The sequence below is a fragment of the Pseudomonas sp. ADAK7 genome (assembly GCF_012935675.1).
Taxonomy (GTDB): domain Bacteria; phylum Pseudomonadota; class Gammaproteobacteria; order Pseudomonadales; family Pseudomonadaceae; genus Aquipseudomonas.
This window is the reverse complement of sequence record NZ_CP052861.1, coordinates 3,982,529-4,000,265: the sequence shown is the minus strand read 5'-3', so window position 1 is coordinate 4,000,265 and position 17,737 is coordinate 3,982,529. Positions and strand designations below refer to the sequence as shown.

Annotated in this window: 13 protein-coding genes; 3 read left to right on the top strand and 10 right to left on the bottom strand. The window is 61.3% G+C overall.

Annotated features, from left to right (window positions below):
- Positions 1-42: 42 nt before the first annotated feature.
- The 9 genes from phaC (HKK53_RS18365) to HKK53_RS18325 form a co-directional block, all read right to left on the bottom strand.
- Complete coding sequence (phaC, locus tag HKK53_RS18365; RefSeq protein ID WP_169372001.1) at positions 43-1,725, bottom strand: class II poly(R)-hydroxyalkanoic acid synthase; 1,683 nt, start codon at positions 1,723-1,725, stop codon at positions 43-45.
- Between the two features lie 125 nt (positions 1,726-1,850).
- Positions 1,851-2,705, bottom strand: coding sequence for a poly(3-hydroxyalkanoate) depolymerase (gene phaZ, locus HKK53_RS18360; RefSeq protein ID WP_133837875.1), 855 nt, complete (start codon positions 2,703-2,705; stop codon positions 1,851-1,853).
- Between the two features lie 145 nt (positions 2,706-2,850).
- On the bottom strand, positions 2,851-4,530 hold the full coding sequence (gene phaC / locus HKK53_RS18355; RefSeq protein WP_169372000.1) for a class II poly(R)-hydroxyalkanoic acid synthase: 1,680 nt from the start codon (positions 4,528-4,530) through the stop codon (positions 2,851-2,853).
- Positions 4,531-4,794: 264 nt separating this feature from the next.
- Positions 4,795-5,172 (bottom strand): gamma-butyrobetaine hydroxylase-like domain-containing protein, encoded by a 378-nt coding sequence (locus HKK53_RS18350; protein WP_092274514.1) that lies wholly within the window; start codon positions 5,170-5,172, stop codon positions 4,795-4,797.
- A 119-nt stretch (positions 5,173-5,291) separates the two neighbouring features.
- Entirely contained in the window at positions 5,292-6,632 is a 1,341-nt protein-coding gene (gene hslU / locus HKK53_RS18345) for an ATP-dependent protease ATPase subunit HslU (RefSeq protein WP_133837878.1), read from the bottom strand.
- 55 nt (positions 6,633-6,687) lie between these two features.
- Entirely contained in the window at positions 6,688-7,218 is a 531-nt protein-coding gene (gene hslV, locus HKK53_RS18340) for an ATP-dependent protease subunit HslV (protein WP_007899242.1), read from the bottom strand.
- Positions 7,219-7,439: 221 nt separating this feature from the next.
- A complete protein-coding gene (locus tag HKK53_RS18335; RefSeq protein ID WP_169371999.1) occupies positions 7,440-8,147 on the bottom strand; it encodes an SPOR domain-containing protein in 708 nt (235 codons plus the stop codon).
- A gap of 1 nt (position 8,148) precedes the next feature.
- The gene (argS, locus tag HKK53_RS18330) at positions 8,149-9,885 is read right to left on the bottom strand and encodes an arginine--tRNA ligase (RefSeq protein ID WP_169371998.1); all 1,737 of its coding nucleotides are present in this window, start codon (positions 9,883-9,885) and stop codon (positions 8,149-8,151) included.
- Positions 9,886-10,122: 237 nt separating this feature from the next.
- Positions 10,123-12,342 carry a primosomal protein N' gene (locus HKK53_RS18325; RefSeq protein WP_169371997.1) on the bottom strand — a complete coding sequence of 740 codons (2,220 nt, stop codon included), beginning with the start codon at positions 12,340-12,342 and terminating at the stop codon, positions 10,123-10,125.
- Positions 12,343-12,512: 170 nt separating this feature from the next.
- Between HKK53_RS18325 and rpmE the strand changes: the two genes are divergently transcribed.
- The 3 genes from rpmE to HKK53_RS18310 all read left to right on the top strand — a co-directional run bounded on the left by rpmE (position 12,513) and on the right by HKK53_RS18310 (position 15,007).
- Positions 12,513-12,740: a 50S ribosomal protein L31 gene (gene rpmE, locus HKK53_RS18320; protein WP_169371996.1), complete on the top strand. Its 228-nt coding sequence runs from the start codon at positions 12,513-12,515 to the stop codon at positions 12,738-12,740.
- Between the two features lie 14 nt (positions 12,741-12,754).
- Positions 12,755-13,558 (top strand): thermonuclease family protein, encoded by an 804-nt coding sequence (locus HKK53_RS18315; protein WP_169371995.1) that lies wholly within the window; start codon positions 12,755-12,757, stop codon positions 13,556-13,558.
- A gap of 180 nt (positions 13,559-13,738) precedes the next feature.
- Positions 13,739-15,007, top strand: a complete 1,269-nt coding sequence (locus tag HKK53_RS18310; RefSeq protein ID WP_054054610.1) for a malic enzyme-like NAD(P)-binding protein — start codon at positions 13,739-13,741, stop codon at positions 15,005-15,007.
- Between the two features lie 224 nt (positions 15,008-15,231).
- Here HKK53_RS18310 and HKK53_RS18305 read toward each other — a convergent pair whose 3' ends face one another.
- The gene (locus HKK53_RS18305; RefSeq protein WP_429528431.1) at positions 15,232-17,673 is read right to left on the bottom strand and encodes a penicillin-binding protein 1A; all 2,442 of its coding nucleotides are present in this window, start codon (positions 17,671-17,673) and stop codon (positions 15,232-15,234) included.
- Between the last annotated feature and the right edge of the window lie 64 nt (positions 17,674-17,737).

Sequence of the window (17,737 nt, the reverse complement as noted above, 5' to 3'; positions counted from 1 at the left end):
CGAGTCATGCCACGGCCGGCGGCGGCCGTGGTGGTTTGAGCGTCAGCGCACGCGGACGTAAGTGCCGGGAGCGGCTTCCATCGGTGGATAGTTCTGGTTGCCGAGGGCCATGTGGGTTTCTTTTTGTGCCCCGGAGCGTTCCTGAATCCAGCTCAACCATGGTGTCCACCAACTGCCATCGGTTTGCTTGGCGTCGTAATACCAGGCCCGTGGGTCGCTGCTCAATTTCGGGCTTTCGACGAAGTTGGCTTTCGGGTTGGAAGGCGGGTTGAGAATGCTCTGCACATGGCCGCTGTTGGACAGCACGAAGCGCCGTTCGCCGCCCAGCAACAGCGTCGAGCGATACACCGCATCCCACGGGGTGATGTGATCGTTCATGCCGGCCACGCTGAAACTGTCGACCGTGACTTTCTGCAAGTCGATTGGCGTGCCGCACACCTCAAGACCACCCGGATGGCTCAGCGGGTTGTGCTTGAAGAAGTCCAGCAGGTCGCCGTGGAACGCCGCCGGCAGCCGCGTGTTGTCGTTGTTCCAGTAGAGAATGTCGAACGCCGGCGGCTCCTTGCCCAGCAGGTAGTTGTTGACGAAGTAGCTCCAGATCAAATCGTTGGGACGCATCCAGGCGAACACCTTGGCCATGTCGCGACCATCGAGCACACCCTTTTGATAGGAGCGGCGCTTGGCTGCTTCCAGGGTCTGTTCGTCAGCGAACAGGGTGGCCGGGCTGTCCATCTGACTGTCGAGCAGGCTCACCAGATAGGTCGCGCTCGACACCCGCCGCAGTTGCCGCTTGGCCTGGAGATGCCCTTGCAGCGCGGCAATGGTCAGCCCGCCAGCACAAGCGCCCATCAGGTTGACCTCGCGCGCGCCAGTGATCGCCCGGCAGACGTTCATCGCTTCTTCCACTGCTTCGACGTAGGTCGACAACCCCCATTCGCGATGGCGCACATCCGGGTTGCGCCAGCTGATCATGAAGGTTTGCAAACCGTTTTTCAGGGCGAACTGGACGAAGCTGTTGTGCGGGCTCAGGTCGAAAATGTAGTACTTGTTGATCTGCGGCGGCACCACCAGCAGCGGTTTTGAATACTGCTTTTCACTCATTGGCTTGTACTGGATCAGCTCCAGCAACTCGTTGCGAAACACCACTGAGCCGGTGGTGGTGGCGACGGTTTTACCGACCTCGAAGGCTTGTTTTGTGACCTGCCGGGGCAAGCCATCGTTGTGCAGGAAATCGTCGATCAGATGCCCGACACCACGCACCAGACTGTTGCCGCCGGAGTTGAAGATCTCCTTGATCGCCAGCGGATTGAGCAAGGTGTTGGACGGCGCCACGGCGTCGTTGAGCAGAGCAAAAGCGAAGTGGGCGCGGGCCCGATCATCCGGGCTCATGGCGCTCTCGTCGATCCAGCTCTTGACCTGTTTCTGCCAGCTCAGATAAGCCTGCAAACTGCGCCGATAGAACGGGTTGAGACTCCACGCCGGGTCGGCAAAGCGACTGTCCTGCGGGTTGGTCGGGTGCAGGGTTTCCCCCAACAGCACACGACCCAACTGGCCACCCAGTTTCAGGGCGTGCCGGGCGCTGTGCACCGGGTTGCGCAAACCATGGGCGGCAACACTGCGCAGGGTCGAAAACAGATCCCGACCACGCAGGCCGGTAATCGCACTCTGTGCGTTGATGAACGCGGCGGGAGTGGGCAAAAACTCCCTCGCTGGTTTTTCGCGCATGAATCAACACTCCTTCGTCTTCAGGCCAAAAACAAACACACCGAACCAGAACACCATAGACGCTGTTGCGGGTTGTTGCGCGGAACGGCGTCCTGCCATTCCCTTTCCGTCGACTAAACGGCGGATTAGCCGCCCAATGGCGTGGGATGCGGATGCATCACCGCACGCTGCCGTTCTTCCTCGAGGAATTTCATGATGATCGGCGCCACCGCTTCGGCGCGGGTAATCAGGAACAGATGCCCATCATCGATGATGTGCAGCTGGGCGTTGGGAATCCGCCAGGCCAGGATGCGCATGTTGATCAGCGGGATCAGCGGATCATCATCGCCGGCCAGTACCAGCGTCGGCTGGTGGATCTTGTGCAGCCAGTGAATGCTGGTCCAGCCGAGGCCGGCGAACAGCTGCCAGTAGTAACCGAGCTTGCCCGCCGAACGCACCTTCGCCGCATGGCTGGCCGCCAGCGTCGGGTCGCGGCGGAACGAGCCGCCGTAGATCATCGGTGCAATGCGGATCACGTGGGACGGCTGGATATAACGCCTGGGGCTGGCCATCATCCACAACACTTTCGGCTTGCCGGGCACCATCACTGCACCCGCCGCCGTGGCCGCGAGGACCAGTTTCTTGCAGCGTTCGGGATAGTCATAGGCGAACTGCTGCGCCAGGGCGCCGCCCCAGGACACGCCGATCACGTTGACTTGCCCATAGTCGAGATAGTCGAGCATCCGTGCCGTGAGTTTTGCCAATCCCGGGAAGCGATACGGGTGATTCGGCGTTGACGAGCCGCCGACCCCGGGAACGTCGAAGGCGATGACTTCCAGGTCCGGGTCCAGCGCTGCGACGAACGGAAACACCAGCTCCAGGTTGGCGCCGATGCCGTTGAAAATCAGCAAGGGCGTCAAGTGAGGCTTGCCGGGGCGTACCGCGGTGCGGAGGGTCTGGCCATCCAGGTCGACGGTACGAAAAATGAACGGTTGCGGCATGCTTCAGGCCCTGTGGGTGAATTCATCCCCGATCCCTGTAGGAGCGAAGCTTGCTCGCGAAGAGGTCAGTCCAGTCGACATCTACGTTGAATGAACGACCGCTTTCGCGAGCAAGCTTCGCTCCTACAAGGGCGAGGTGTGTCAGTTACCGCTCATGCACGTAGGTACCCGGCGCAGCTTCGCCCGCCGTGTAGGTTTTGTTGCCCAGAGTGGTCGGGGATTTCTTCAACTTGCCCGAACGCTCGGCTTGCCACGCTTGCCAGTGCAGCCACCAGGAATCGGTGTGCTTGGTCGAGTTCTCTTGCCAGTCCTCGGCCTTCACCGGCATGTCGGCGCTGGTCATGTAGCGCGACTTCGGGTTGCCCGGCGGGTTGAGGATGCTCTGGATATGCCCGCTGCTGGACAGGACGAATTCAACGTTACCACCGAACAGTTGCGCCGACTTGTAGCAGGACTTCCACGGCGTAATGTGGTCGTTGGTGCCGGCCAGGGAAAAGATGTCGGCCGTGACCTGCTTCAGGTCGATCGGCGTGCCGCACACTTCCAGGGCGTTGGCGCGGATCAGTGGATTACTTTTGAACATCTCGATCAGGTCGCCGTGGAATGCGGCCGGCAAGCGGGTGGTGTCGTTGTTCCAGAACAGGATGTCGAACACTGGCGGCTCGTTGCCGAGCAGGTAGTTGTTGACCCAGTAGTTCCAGATCAGGTCGTTGGGGCGCATCCAGGCAAAGACCTTCGCCATGTCGCGGCCTTCCAGCACACCGGCCTGGTAGGAATGGCGCTTGGCGGCTTCGAGGGTCTGCTCGTCGACGAACAGGGCCACGTCGCTGTCCAGGGTGGTGTCCAGCACGCTCACCAGCAAAGTCAGGGCGTTGACCTTCTTCTCGCCGATCGCCGCGTAGTGGCCCAGCAGGGCGGTGCAGGTGATGCCGCCGGAGCAGGCGCCGAGCATGTTCACGTCTTTGCTGCCGGTAATCGCCATGACCACATCAACCGCTTCCTTGAGCGCTTCAATATAGGTGGACAGGCCCCACTCGCGTTGTTCCTTGGTCGGGTTGCGCCAGCTGACGATAAAGGTCTGCACGTTGTTGCGCAGGCAGAAGCGCGCCAGGCTCTTGTCCGGGCTCAGGTCGAATACGTAGAACTTGTTGATCTGCGGCGGTACCACCAGCAATGGGCGCTCGTGCACCTGCTCGGTGATCGGTCGGTACTGGATCAGCTCCAGCACGTCGTTGCGAAATACCACCGCGCCTTCGGTCACGCCCAGGGATTTGCCGACTTCGAAGGCACCCATGTTGACCTGGCTCGGCATGCCGCCGTTGTGCACGATGTCCTTGGCCAGATGGGAGAGGCCGTCGAGCAGGCTCTTGCCGCCGGTTTCGAAGAAGCGCTTGACCGCCGCCGGGTTGGCCGCACTGTTGGTCGGGGCCATGGCTTCGGTCATGAGGTTGATCACGAAGTGCCCGCGGGCGACGTCTTTGGGCGACAGGCTGCTGTCGTCGATCCAGGCATGGAGTTCCTTGCGCCACGCCAGGTAGGTTTGCAGATAACGTTTGTAGAGCGGGTTCTGGCTCCAGGCCGGATCGGCAAAGCGACGGTCATCGCCTGGCGGGTGCAGCTCGGATTTACCGAACAACACATTCTTGAGTTCGAGGCTGAAATGAGCGACATGCTTGACGCTGTGAATCGGTTGTTTGATGGCCTGCCTGAGCACCATCCGAGCAGAAGCCAGTAGATCCTTTCCACGCAGCCCAACAACAGGATTAAGCCCCAGGGTGTTTTCCGAGGCTTGGTACTTCAGGTCATCGTTGTTCTTGTTACTCATCTACGACGCTCCATTGTCCTGAGACGAGTACCCGGGTCCAGCTGAGAAGTCACACAGCCAATGCCAGGTACTGCTGCTCGGGTGACCGTTAATTCCACAACGCAAATGCTGCTTTCTAGTTCACAGAGCACTGCAGGGAACTTGCCAGTTCCATTGGTTACCCGAGTTTAATTTTTTTCGCAAGCGGGCCGATCCTCGACGCCGCAGCGGAGCATTCAAACAGATGAAATTAGAAAATGCCCTCTAAAGAGCAAGAGGCCTGACCTAGAGCATCAGCTTGACGATGGACTGGCTCGGGTCGCGGGTTTTGCCGGCGGCTTTGAGCTCGGCAAGATAATCGTTCCAGAGGTCTTCCTGGCGTACCGCCAACTGGTACAGATATTCCCAGGTGAACAGGCCGCTGTCGTGGCCGTCATCGAAAGTCAATTTCAGTGCGTACTGACCGGCCGGTTCTACTTTGCTCAAGCCGACGGCGATTTTGCCAAATTGCAGGATAGGTTTGCCGTGGCCCTGGACCTCGGCGGAAGGAGAGTGCACGCGCAGGAACTCGGCGGGCAGGTGAAATTCCTCGCCGGACGCGTATTTCAGCGACAGGGTTTTCGAGGCTTTGTGCAGTTTGATGTCGGTGGGGAGTTGGGTCATGACCTGGAGTCCGTCTGTAGGCGCGTGGTCTGACTCCTGTAGGAGCACGGCTTGCCGGCGATGGCGATTTCAAGTACGCCATCGCCAGCAAGCTGTGCTCCTACAGAGGGTCGCTTGGCTTACAGGATATAACGGGACAGGTCTTCGTTCTGCGCCAATTCGCCGAGGTGGCTGTTGACGTACTCGGCGTCGATCAGGATCACCTTGTCATCGTGGGCGCTGGCCAGGTCACCGGCGCTGAACGACACCTCTTCCAGCAGACGCTCAAGCAGCGTGTGCAGGCGACGGGCACCGATGTTCTCGGTTTTCTCGTTGACCTGCCAGGCGATCTCGGCGATGCGCTTGATCCCGTCCGGCTGGAACTCGATGGTCAGGCCTTCGGTTTTCAGCAGTGCGCAGTATTGCTCAGTGAGCGACGCGTGCGGCTCGCTGAGAATGCGCTCGAAGTCTTCCGGGGTCAGGGCTTTCAGTTCGACGCGAATCGGCAGGCGACCCTGCAGCTCAGGCACCAGATCGCTCGGCTTGCTCAGGTGGAACGCGCCGGAGGCGATAAACAGGATGTGGTCAGTCTTGACCATGCCCAGCTTGGTGTTGACGGTGCAGCCTTCGATCAGCGGCAGCAAATCACGCTGCACACCTTCGCGGGAGACGTCGACGCCACCGGAATTGCCGCGCTTGGCGACCTTGTCGATTTCGTCGATGAACACGATGCCATGCTGCTCGACTGCTTCCAGGGCCTTGGCCTTCAACTCTTCGTCGTTGACCAGACGCCCGGCTTCTTCGTCACGCACCAGTTTCAGTGCTTCCTTGACCTTGAGCTTGCGGCTTTTCTTTTTGCCCTTGCCCATGTTGGCGAACAGGCTTTGCAACTGGTTGGTCATCTCTTCCATGCCCGGTGGCGCGGAGATATCGACGCCCGCCACTTCGGCGACTTCGATTTCGATCTCCTTGTCATCCAGCTGACCTTCACGCAGGCGCTTGCGGAACAGCTGACGGGTGTTGGAATCGGCAGACGACGTCGATTCCTCGTTGCTGAAACCCATGCGTGCCGGCGGCAGCAGGGCATCGAGGATGCGATCTTCGGCAGCGTCTTCGGCGCGGTGGCGAACCTTGGTCATTTCCTGTTCGCGCAGCAGCTTGATCGCCGCGTCAGCCAGGTCACGAATGATCGACTCGACGTCACGGCCGACATAGCCGACTTCGGTGAACTTGGTCGCTTCGACCTTGATGAACGGCGCGTTGGCCAGTTTGGCCAGGCGACGGGCAATCTCGGTTTTACCGACACCGGTCGGGCCGATCATCAGGATGTTCTTTGGCGTTACTTCAACACGCAGCTCTTCCGGCAGCTGCATCCGGCGCCAGCGGTTACGCAGCGCGATGGCGACGGCGCGCTTGGCATCGTCCTGGCCGATGATATGGCGATTGAGTTCGTGGACGATTTCACGGGGAGTCATGGACATAGTAATTGGCGGTCCTCTGGCAAAAGCGAGCCGTGGCACTAAGGCCTAAACAGGCTTACTCGGCGAGGTCCTGCTCCTCAATGGTGAAGGTGTGGTTGGTGAATACACAGATGTCGCCGGCGATGCCGAGCGCGGTTTCGACGATTTCCCGGGCCGACAGGTCGGTTTTCTTCAGCAAGGCGCTGGCTGCCGCTTGAGCGTAGCCGCCACCGGAACCCATGGCGATCAGGCCTTCTTCGGGTTCGACCACGTCACCGTTGCCGGTAATGATCAGGGATGCGTCTTTGTTGGCGACCGCGAGCATGGCTTCGAGGCGGCTGAGGGAGCGGTCGGTGCGCCATTCTTTGGCGAGTTCGACGGCGGCACGAACCAGGTGGCCCTGATGTTTTTCGAGCTGGCCTTCAAAGCGCTCGAACAGGGTGAAGGCGTCAGCGGTAGCCCCGGCAAAACCGGCGATGACCTGACCGTGGTACAGGCGACGAACTTTCTTCGCGTTGCCTTTCATCACGGTATTGCCGAGCGAAACCTGGCCGTCGCCGCCCATGACGACTTTGCCGTGGCGGCGAACTGAAACGATGGTGGTCAAGGGAGAGTCTCCACGCAGCGGGGCGAAAATGCCTTATGCCAACTCATATGGGGGTGGTGGAGATTTTTTCAACTGCAGGGCGGGAGAGAGGACGAGCGGCGTGAGTACTGATCGTTCCCACGCTCCGCGTGGGAATGCAGCCCGTGACGCTCCGCGTCACTGGACGCGGAGCGTCCCTTTGAGGCATTCCCACGCGGAGCGTGGGAATGATTGGAGGACGGTCAGCGGCTCTGGCGTTGTTGTAACAACAGGTTGCTGAAACCGCTGCCGGCCAGTTGTTTCTGGGCGGTGGTCAGTTGTTCGCGGTTGCTGAACGGCCCGACCAAGACCCGATACCAGGTTTCATCCTTGACCATGCCGGACTCAACCGCCACGGCCTGGCCGAGCAAGATGATCTGCGCGCGAACCTTATCGGCATCAGCCTCTTTGCGGAACGAACCGGCCTGCAGGAAGAACTTGGTCACCGGCGCCGCTTTGGAAACCGGTGGTGGCGGTGGCGGGGTAATCCCGGCCAACGCTGCCTGGGCCCGCGCGGTGTCGATCTTCGCTGCTTGCTCCGGCGTTACCGGCGTCGTCGGAACTGTCGGCACTTGCGGCGTCGGCAGGGTTTTCTCCGGCACGGCGTCCGGCGGCACGATCACTTCCGATTCCGGCAGCAAGGTGTAGAAGTCGTACTTCGGCTTCACCGGTTGCGTCGGGCTCGGCGGGGTCTTGTTGGCCTCGGCGATCTTGCTGGCTTTCTGCTGCTCGATCTTCTCGCGCTTGGCGCTTTCGCTGCCCTTGCCCGGCTCCAGCTTCATCAGGAACACGATGAACGCACCGACCGTCAGGCCGATGGCCATCCACAGCCAGCCCGGGATCGGCTGCTTGGCAGGAGCGGTGTAACGACTGGCGCCACGCTTGGGTGCAGGTTTTTTCTTGGCAGCCAACTTACATACGCTCCAGAGTTTCCAGACCCAAGAGTTCCAGGCCTTGCTTGAGTGTGCGGCCGGTCAGCGCGGCGAGGCGCAGGCGGCTCTGCATTTGCGCCGGAGTGTCGGCGGTGAGGATCGGGCAGTTCTCGTAGAAGCTGGAGAACAGGCCGGCGACATCGTACAGGTAGGTGCACAAAATGTGCGGCGTTCCTTTATCGGAAACGTTGTTCAACACTTCGCCGAATTGCGCCAGTTTGGCCGCCAGTTCGTGTTCGTGCGGCGCTTCGAGGACGATCTGGCCTTCGACTTCGCTGAAGTCCTTGCCGAGCTTGCGGAACACACCGGCGACGCGGGTGTAGGCATACAGCAGGTACGGCGCGGTGTTGCCTTCGAAGTTCAGCATCAGGTCGAAGTTGAAGCTGTAGTCGCTGGTGCGGTGCTTCGACAGGTCGGCGTATTTCACCGCGCCGATGCCCACGACCTTGGCGATGTTGCGCAAATCGTCTTCGGCCAGCTCCGGGTTTTTCTCTTTCACCAGGGTATAGGCGCGGTCCTTGGCTTCGGTCAGTAGATCGACCAGTTTCACGGTGCCGCCGTCACGGGTCTTGAACGGACGGCCATCGGCGCCGTTCATGGTGCCGAAGCCCATGTGTTCCATTTCCATCGGGTGCGTCACGAAACCGGCCAGGCGTGCGACCTGGAACACTTGCTGGAAGTGCAGGGCCTGACGCTGGTCGACGAAGTACAGCGCGCGATCAGCCTTCAGTTTGCCGCTGCGGTAGCGCACGGCCGCCAGGTCAGTGGTGGCGTAGAGGTAGCCGCCGTCGGCCTTGACGATGATCACCGGCAGCGGGTCGCCGTCGGCATTCTTGAATTCGTCGAGGAACACGCACTGGGCGCCGTTGCTCTCGACCAGCAGGCCGGCGGCCTTGAGGTCGTTGACCACGTTTATCAGGTCGTCGTTGTAGGCACTTTCGCCCATCACGTCGGCCATGGTCAGTTTGACGTTCAGTTGTTCGTAGATCGCTTGGCAGTGGGACAGCGAGATATCGCGGAAGCGCGTCCACAGCGCCAGGCACTCGGCGTCGCCGGCCTGCAGCTTGACCACCAGGCCGCGGGCACGGTCGGCGAACTCTTCGGATTCGTCGAAGCGTTGCTTGGCGGCGCGGTAGAAGTTTTCCAGGTCCGACAGCTCGTCGCTGGTGATCGGGTTTTCCTGCAGGTAGGCCATCAGCATGCCGAACTGGGTGCCCCAGTCGCCAACGTGGTTTTGCCGGATCACGGTGTCGCCGAGGAACTCCAGCACCCGCGCCACGCCGTCGCCGATGATGGTCGAGCGCAAGTGGCCGACGTGCATCTCTTTGGCCAGGTTCGGTGCGGAAAGGTCTACCACAGTGCGCTGCACTGGGCTGGCCTTGCGCACGCCGATGTTCTTGTCGGCCAGGGCGGCGTCCAGGCGCGAGGCCAGGGCGTCAGTGTTCTGGAAGAAATTCAGGAAGCCCGGCCCGGCGATTTCGGTCTTGGTGACGTTTTCGTCAGCCGGCAGGGCCGCGATGATTTTCTCGGCCAGGTCGCGGGGTTTCATGCCCGCCGGTTTGGCCAGCATCATCGCGATGTTGCTGGCGAAGTCGCCGTTTTTCTTGTCGCGGGAGTTTTCCACCTGGATCGCCGGCGACAGGCCTTCAGGCAACACACCTTCGTTGACGAGTTGGGTGATGGCTTGTTGGATCAGCTGGCGAATGGTGTCTTTCATGGTGTTCTCTTTCGACCGCAAGCGCGGCGGCGCCTGGATGCGCTAGTGGAAAAACTGGGCATTATCCGTGGCACGGACGTGCTTGCCAACTATAGCGGGCAGGTTATGGATATGTGGTGACAAATCGGGCCTCTTCGCGGGCAAGCCTCGCTCCTGCAGGTTATGTGTCATCCGCATCATTTTCGAGCGACACATAACCTGTAGAAGCGAGGCTTGCCCGCGAAGGCAATCTTCCAATCAATACAAGTCGACGGGATCAACATCCAGCGACCAACGCACCGCCCGCCCACTCGGCATCTGCTCCAACGCCAACAACCAGCTACTGAGCAGCCGATGCAACGGCGCCCGCGCCGTAGCCTGCAACAACAACTGCGCCCGATAACGCCCGGCCCGACGCTCCATCGGTGCCGGTACCGGTCCGAGCAATTCGATCCCGCTCAGATTCTGCTCCGCCAGCAAGCGTTCCGCCTCGCTGCACGCCTCATCGAGAAAGCCTTCGGCCTGCCCCGGTTTGTGCGCTTCGGCCCGCAGCAGTGCCAGGTGCGCAAACGGCGGCAGGCCGGCGGCGCGGCGTTCGCTCAAGGCCTGTTCGGCAAAGGCGAAGTAACCCTGTTCGGTCAGTTGCACCAGCAGCGGATGGTCGGCCAGGTGCGTCTGGATGATCACTCTGCCCGGCTCTTCGGCCCGGCCCGCACGGCCGGCGACCTGGACGATCAGCTGCGCCATGCGCTCGCTGGCGCGGAAGTCGCCGGAGAATAGCCCGCCGTCGGCATCGAGAATCGACACCAGCGTCACCCGTGGAAAATGGTGCCCTTTGGCAAGCATCTGTGTACCGACCAGAATGCACGGCTGGCCTTTCTGAATCGTTGCAAACAGCTGATTCATCGCATCCTTGCGCGAGGTGCTGTCGCGATCGACCCGCAGCACCGGCACGTCCGGGAACAGAATCGCCAGGCGCTCTTCGGCGCGCTCAGTGCCCGCGCCGACGGGCCGCAAATCGACCTTGCCGCATTTCGGGCAATGCCGGGGCACGCGTTCGACGTAGCCGCAATGGTGGCAGCGCAGTTCGCCGGAGCGTTGGTGCACGGTCATCCGTGCATCGCAGCGCTGACACTCGGACATCCAGCCGCAGTCGTGGCAAAGCAAAGTCGGGGCGAAGCCGCGGCGATTGAGAAAAACCAATACTTGCTGGCCGGCGGCCAGGGTCTGACCGATGGCTTGCTGCATCGGCCCGGAAATGCCGCTGTCCAGCGGACGACTTTTCACATCCAGGCGTAGGAAGCGTGGCTGCTTGGCGCCGCCAGCGCGCTCGTTCAAGCGTAGGAGACCGTAACGGCCGGTGTAGGCGTTATGCAGGCTTTCCAGCGAAGGCGTGGCGGAGCCGAGGACAATCGGGATGTTTTCCTGCCGCGCCCGGACCAGAGCCAGGTCGCGAGCGTGGTAGCGCAGGCCTTCCTGCTGTTTATAGGAGCCATCGTGCTCTTCATCGATGATGATCAGGCCGGGGTTTTTCATCGGCGTGAACAGCGCCGAACGGGTGCCGATAATAATGTCGGCATCGCCGTCCCGGGCGGCGAGCCAGGCTTCCAGGCGTTCGCGATCATTGACCGCCGAGTGGATCAGCGCGATGCGCGCATTGAAGCGCTGCTCGAAGCGCGCCAGGGTCTGCGGCCCGAGGTTGATCTCCGGGATCAGCACCAGCGCTTGCTTGCCGGCTTCGAGGGTTTCGCGGATCAACTGCAAATAGACTTCGGTCTTGCCACTGCCGGTGACGCCGGCCAGCAGGAACGCGTGATAGCTGTCGAACCCGGCGCGGATCGCCTCGTAGGCTGCGCGCTGTTCCGGGTTGAGCGGCAGTTCCGGTTGCGCCAGCCAGCGTTCGTGGCGGGCGTCGGGGGCGTGCTTGCGGATTTCGACTTGCACCAGGTCTTTGGCCAGCAACAGGTCGAGGCTGTCCTTGCTCAGCATCAATTTGCTCAGCAACTGATGAGCGACGCCGTGGGGGTGCTGGGCCAGCGTGGCCAGGGCTTCACGCTGACGCGGAGCGCGAGCGATGCGCGGATCATCCAGGCTGGCGCCGGGGGCGGCGGACCAGAAGCGCTCCTGGCGGGCTTCGGCCAGTTCGCCCTGGCGCAGCAGCACCGGCAGCGCCCAGCTCAAGGTATCGCCGAGGCTGTGCTGGTAATACTGGGACGTCCACAGGCACAGCTTGAACAGCGCCGGTGGCAGCGGCGGTGTGGCATCGAGCAGGGCGATGGCCGGTTTGAGCTTTTCCACCGGCACTTCGCTGGTGTCGGTGACCTCGACCAGAATGCCGATCATCTCCCGCCGGCCGAACGGTACCCGCAGGCGCATACCCGGCTGCAACTGGGCGCGCAGGACCCCGGCCGGGGCACGGTAATCGAACAGGCGGCGCAGGGGCGAGGGCAGGGCGAGGCGCAAAATGGCGTCGGGCACGCGAAGGTTTTCTCGATGATGGGGCGGTGAAGAAGGCAGGGAGCCTAGCAGACGGTCGGTAGAAGGGACAGCTTGCGTGATGAGGAATGTCTGGTAGAATCCGCGGCCTAATTACGTGCGGTATTCAACAATAGTGTTGAGTGGCGGCACGCTAGCCTGAGGAATACACCATGAAAGCCGATATCCATCCAGCGTACGAAGTCATTGCAGTAACTTGCAGCTGCGGCAACAAGTTCGAAACTCGTTCGAACCTGTGCAAGCCACTGGGTACTGACGTATGCAACGAGTGCCACCCGTTCTACACCGGTAAGCAGAAGACTCTGGATACTGGCGGCCGTGTACAGCGCTTCGCAGACCGTTTCGGTGCCTTCGGCAAGAAACCTGCAGCAGCAGAGTAAGGTTCAAGAGCCCTATGGGCTTTTCCTTGCTAATGAAAAAGGCGTCCCTCGTGGGCGCCTTTTTTGTGTCTGCGATTTGGCTTTCCGGCGCCCAGGCCTTTTGCCCGGCGCCGAGCGGTTTGACGCCTGTCGCCGTGCAACGGGTGGTGGACGGCGACACCCTGCGCCTGAGCGACGGCCGCAGCGTGCGCATGATCGGCTTGAACACTCCGGAACTGGGCAAGCAAGGTCGCAGCGACGAACCCTTCGCCGTGGCCGCGCGCAAACGCCTCGAAGCGTTGGTGGCCGCCAGCAATGGCCGGGTCGGTTTGCTGCCCGGTAAAGAGGGCAAGGATCGCTACGGTCGCGTGTTGGCCCATGTCTACAGCGTCAAAGGCGCCAACCTCGAAGCGCAGATGCTCGCCGAGGGCCTCGGTTTCCAGGTGGCGGTGGCGCCGAATGTCGATTTGGTGAGCTGCCAACAAGCAGCGGAGCGAACGGCCCGACAGGCTGGCCTCGGGCTGTGGCGGCAATCGCCTGTACTGAAAGCGCAGCAGATCCGTGCGTCCGGCTTCGCGGTGCTCAGCGGTCGTGTGAGCAAGGTGCAGCGCAATCGCGGCGGGGTTTGGATCGAGTTGCAGGATTCGGTTGTATTGCGCGTTGCACCCAATGTGCTGGGGCGATTCGATGTTGCCGCGCTTGAGCGGCTGAAGGGCAAGCAGATCGAGGCCCGCGGCTGGGTGCTGGACCGCTCGCGCCGTGGCGGACTCGATGAGGGCCAGGCGCGCTGGTTGCTGCCGCTGACTGATCCTTCGATGCTGCAAACGACCTCTCGATAAAAAGTTGTAGACATTTTTTATCTGGATTGTGAACAGTCAATCCCTTGTGTTCCGTGGCTCTTGGCCCAAAGTCGCAGGGCCGGGCGCTTGACAGGGGTGACCGGTCAGTCTTGTAGGGACTTTGCGACACGCGTATCCTCGGCGGTCCGTCTGTCCAACAGTAAAAAGCGGAATGCCCACATGTCTGATTTGAAAACTGCCGCTCTCGAATATCACGCCCATCCTCGTCCAGGGAAGCTGAGTGTCGAGCTCACCAAGGCCACCGCTACCGCCCGCGACCTGTCGCTGGCCTACAGCCCCGGCGTAGCCGAACCAGTACGCGAAATCGCCCGCGATCCTGAACTGGCCTACAAATACACCGGCAAAGGCAACCTGGTTGCAGTCATTTCCGATGGCACCGCGATTCTCGGTCTGGGTAACCTCGGCCCATTGGCTTCCAAACCCGTGATGGAAGGTAAAGGCGTGTTGTTCAAGCGCTTCGCCGGCATCGACGTGTTCGACATCGAAGTCGACTCCGAAAGCCCGCAAGCCTTCATCGACACCGTCAAGCGTATCTCCATCACCTTCGGTGGCATCAACCTGGAAGACATCAAGGCGCCTGAGTGCTTTGAGATCGAACGTGCCCTGATCGAGCAGTGCGACATTCCGGTATTCCACGATGACCAGCACGGCACCGCGATCGTTACCGCGGCCGGCATGATCAACGCCCTGGAAATCGCTGGCAAAACCCTTGCTGACGCCAAGATCGTCTGCCTGGGCGCTGGTGCAGCCGCCATCTCCTGCATGAAGTTGCTGGTAAGCATGGGCGCCAACATCGAAAACATCTTCATGGTTGACCGTACCGGCGTGATCCACTCCGGCCGTGACGACCTGAACCAGTACAAGGCTGTGTTCGCTCACGCGACTGAAAAACGCACCCTGGCTGACGCCCTGACCGGTGCAGACGTGTTCGTTGGCCTGTCCGGCCCGAACCTGCTGAGCGCCGAAGGCCTGAAGTCCATGGCGGCCAACCCGATCGTGTTCGCGTGCTCCAACCCGGATCCGGAAATCGCCCCGGAACTGGCTCACGCCACCCGCGACGACGTGATCATGGCCACCGGCCGTTCGGACTACCCGAACCAGGTCAACAACGTACTGGGCTTCCCGTTCATCTTCCGCGGTGCCCTGGACGTTCGCGCCAAGCGCATCAACGAAGAAATGAAAGTGGCCGCGGCAAACGCCCTGCGTGAGCTGGCCAAACTGCCGGTGCCCCAGGAAGTGTGCGACGCCTACGGCGGCATCAAGCTGGAATTCGGTCGTGAGTACATCATCCCGAAACCAATGGATGCCCGCCTGATCACCGTGATCTCCGATGCCGTGGCCAAAGCCGCCATCGAGACCGGCGTAGCGACCCTGCCGTATCCGAAGAACTACCCGCTGAAAAGCGTGGATGACGTGTTCAACGGCTAAGTCGTTGTAGTGCCTCAACCAAAAGCCCCGGCTCATGAGTCGGGGCTTTTTTATGCCTGCCGGCTGATCGTTCCCACGCTCTGCGTGGGAATGCAGCCCGGGACGCTCCGCGTCCCTGCTCGTAGCCGAACGCGGAGCGTCCGTAGAGGCATTCCCACGCAGAGCGTGGGAACGATCAGCCCCGCACTTCTCTCGAAGGCGGGGCTTTTTGTTGCGTCACCGGATCAGAACAAATCGATCGGTGCCGCTTCGTCCGCTGGCAGCGGGCTGCCCGGGGCGGTGCCGTTGCCCAGTTCGTTTGCCGACGGTGGCGTGTCTTCGGCCTTGAACAGCTCGAAGTAGGCCCCAGGTGTGCTTGGCGAGGCCGCACGGCCGCTGACCGGGTCGACCCGCAGACTGAGGATGCCTTCCGGCTCCGCTTGCGTGTGCGGCGGCTTGTCCTTGAGCGCGGCGGCCATGTAGTTCATCCAGATCGGCAGCGCGACGGTGCCGCCGAACTCTCTGCGGCCAAGGCTCTCGGGTTGGTCGAAACCGGTCCAGACCGTGGTCACGTAATCGGCGTTGTAACCGGAGAACCAGGCGTCCTTGGATTCGTTGGTCGTACCGGTCTTGCCTGCGATGTCGGAGCGGCCCAAGGCCAGTGCGCGACGGCCGGTGCCGCGCTTGATCACGTCTTCCAGCATGCTGTTGAGAATGAACGTGGTGCGGCCATCGACGATACGTTCAGCCAGGGCCGGGGTTTGCGGCACCGCCCCGGGAGCGGTCGTGGCCTCGCCTGGGGGCGGGTTGACCGTGAACGACTGGGAGACCGGTGCGGCAATGCCACTGGTCGCCGCATCGCCCTGAGGCACGCTCGGCGGATTGGCGACGAACAGCGTGTCGCCGTTGCGGCTGTCGATCTTGTCGATAATGTACGGCGTGATCTTGTAGCCGCCGTTGGCGAATGTGCTCCAGCCGGTGGCGATTTCCATCGGCGTGAGGGTCGCGGTGCCGAGGGCCAGGGACAGGTTGCGCGGCAGGTCCTGCTTGTTGAAGCCGAACTTGCTGATGTAGTCGATGGTGCGATCAACGCCCAAGGCCTGCAGCAGACGGATCGACACCAGGTTACGCGACTTGTACAGGCCTTCGCGCAAGCGGATCGGGCCGAGGAACGTGTTGGTGTCGTTCTTCGGACGCCAAACCTTGTCCAGGTACTCGTCGACAAACACGATCGGCGCGTCGTTCACCAGGGTGGCGGCGGTATAGCCGTTATCCAGGGCGGCGCTGTAGACGAACGGCTTGAAGCTCGAGCCCGGCTGACGCTTGGCCTGCAAGGCACGGTTGTAATTGCTCTGCTCGAAAGCGAAACCGCCAACCAGCGAGCGAATGGCGCCGTTCTGTGGATCCAGGGAAACCAAGGCACCTTGCGCCTGCGGGATCTGGCTGAACTTCAGCGAGTTGTCCGGCTGGCGCTGCACACGAACCAGGTCACCGACCTGGGCCACGTCCGCCGGCTGCTTCGGATTGGCGCCCATGCTGTTGGTGTTGAGGAAGGGGCGTGCCCATTTCATGGTGTCCCAGCTGACGTGTTCGTCACCGGTGCGGGTCATCACTTGCAGGCCGTTCTTGTCGACCTGGGTGACGATGGCCGGCTCAAGGCTGCTGATGGTGCGCTGCTTGGTCAGCTCGGTGGCCCAGGCTTCACGGGTCTTGCCCGGCAGGCGCGACTCGGGACCGCGATAGCCGTGACGCTGGTCGTAGGTCATCAAGCCTTCGTGGAGCGCGGTATTGGCCATTTCCTGCAGATTGCTTGGCACCGTGGTGGTGACGCGGAAACCTTCGGTATAGGCGTCGCTGCCATAGCGGCCGACCATTTCGGCACGGGCCATTTCCGCGATGTACGGTGCATTCACTTCCGGGGTCGGCACGTGATAGCTGGCGTTCAGTGGTTCGTTGATCGCGGTGGTGTAGTCGGCTTCGGTGATTTTTCCGAGCTTGTACATGCGCCCAAGAATCCAGTCGCGACGCTCTTTACTGCGGGCCGGGTTGGCCAGCGGATTGAAGCGCGAGGGGGCTTTTGGCAGGCCGGCGATCATCGCCATCTGCGCCAGGCTGACGTCACGAATCGATTTGCCGTAGTAGACCTGCGCGGCGGCTTCGATGCCGTAGGCGCGGTTACCCAGGTAGATCTTGTTGACGTACAGCTCAAGGATTTCGTCCTTGGTCAGCTGTCGCTCGATCTGCAGGGCCAGGAGGATTTCGGTGGTTTTGCGCGAGAAGCTGCGTTCGCTGGTCAGGAAGAAGTTCTTCGCGACCTGCATGGTGATGGTGCTGCCGCCGGATTGAATGTGGCCGCTTTTGACCAGTTGGGTCGCGGCACGCATCAGGCTGCCCGGGTCGACGCCATAGTGGTTGGCGAAGTTATCGTCTTCAGCACTTAGTAACGCATTAATGAAATTGGGGGGAATGTCGGCGAAACGGATCGGAGTGCGGCGCATTTCGCCGAATTCTGCAATCAACTTGTTATCGCTGCTGTATACCCGTAGAGGAATCTGCAACTGAATGCTTCTCAGCGCCTCCACGGACGGCAAACCCGGACTAAGGTAAAGATAGGCGCCACTGAGACCTAAAAGCAGTCCGCAGAAAACGGCGACGATGGACCAACCGAAAAATTTCAGCAGACGAATCAAGGCGTTTGGACATCCAGGGTAAAGAATGAATTTGGCGTCAGGGTCCCGGCTACACAGAGAA

Coding starts and splice junctions, on each gene's coding strand:
- HKK53_RS18350 (WP_092274514.1), bottom strand. CDS start 5,172: ATGACCCAACTCCCCACCGACATCAAACTGCACAAAGCCTCGAAAACC.
- hslU (WP_133837878.1), bottom strand. CDS start 6,632: ATGTCCATGACTCCCCGTGAAATCGTCCACGAACTCAATCGCCATATC.
- phaC (WP_169372001.1), bottom strand. CDS start 1,725: ATGCGCGAAAAACCAGCGAGGGAGTTTTTGCCCACTCCCGCCGCGTTC.
- rpmE (WP_169371996.1), top strand. CDS start 12,513: ATGAAAGCCGATATCCATCCAGCGTACGAAGTCATTGCAGTAACTTGC.
- argS (WP_169371998.1), bottom strand. CDS start 9,885: ATGAAAGACACCATTCGCCAGCTGATCCAACAAGCCATCACCCAACTC.
- HKK53_RS18310 (WP_054054610.1), top strand. CDS start 13,739: ATGTCTGATTTGAAAACTGCCGCTCTCGAATATCACGCCCATCCTCGT.
- HKK53_RS18315 (WP_169371995.1), top strand. CDS start 12,755: ATGGGCTTTTCCTTGCTAATGAAAAAGGCGTCCCTCGTGGGCGCCTTT.
- phaC (WP_169372000.1), bottom strand. CDS start 4,530: ATGAGTAACAAGAACAACGATGACCTGAAGTACCAAGCCTCGGAAAAC.
- phaZ (WP_133837875.1), bottom strand. CDS start 2,705: ATGCCGCAACCGTTCATTTTTCGTACCGTCGACCTGGATGGCCAGACC.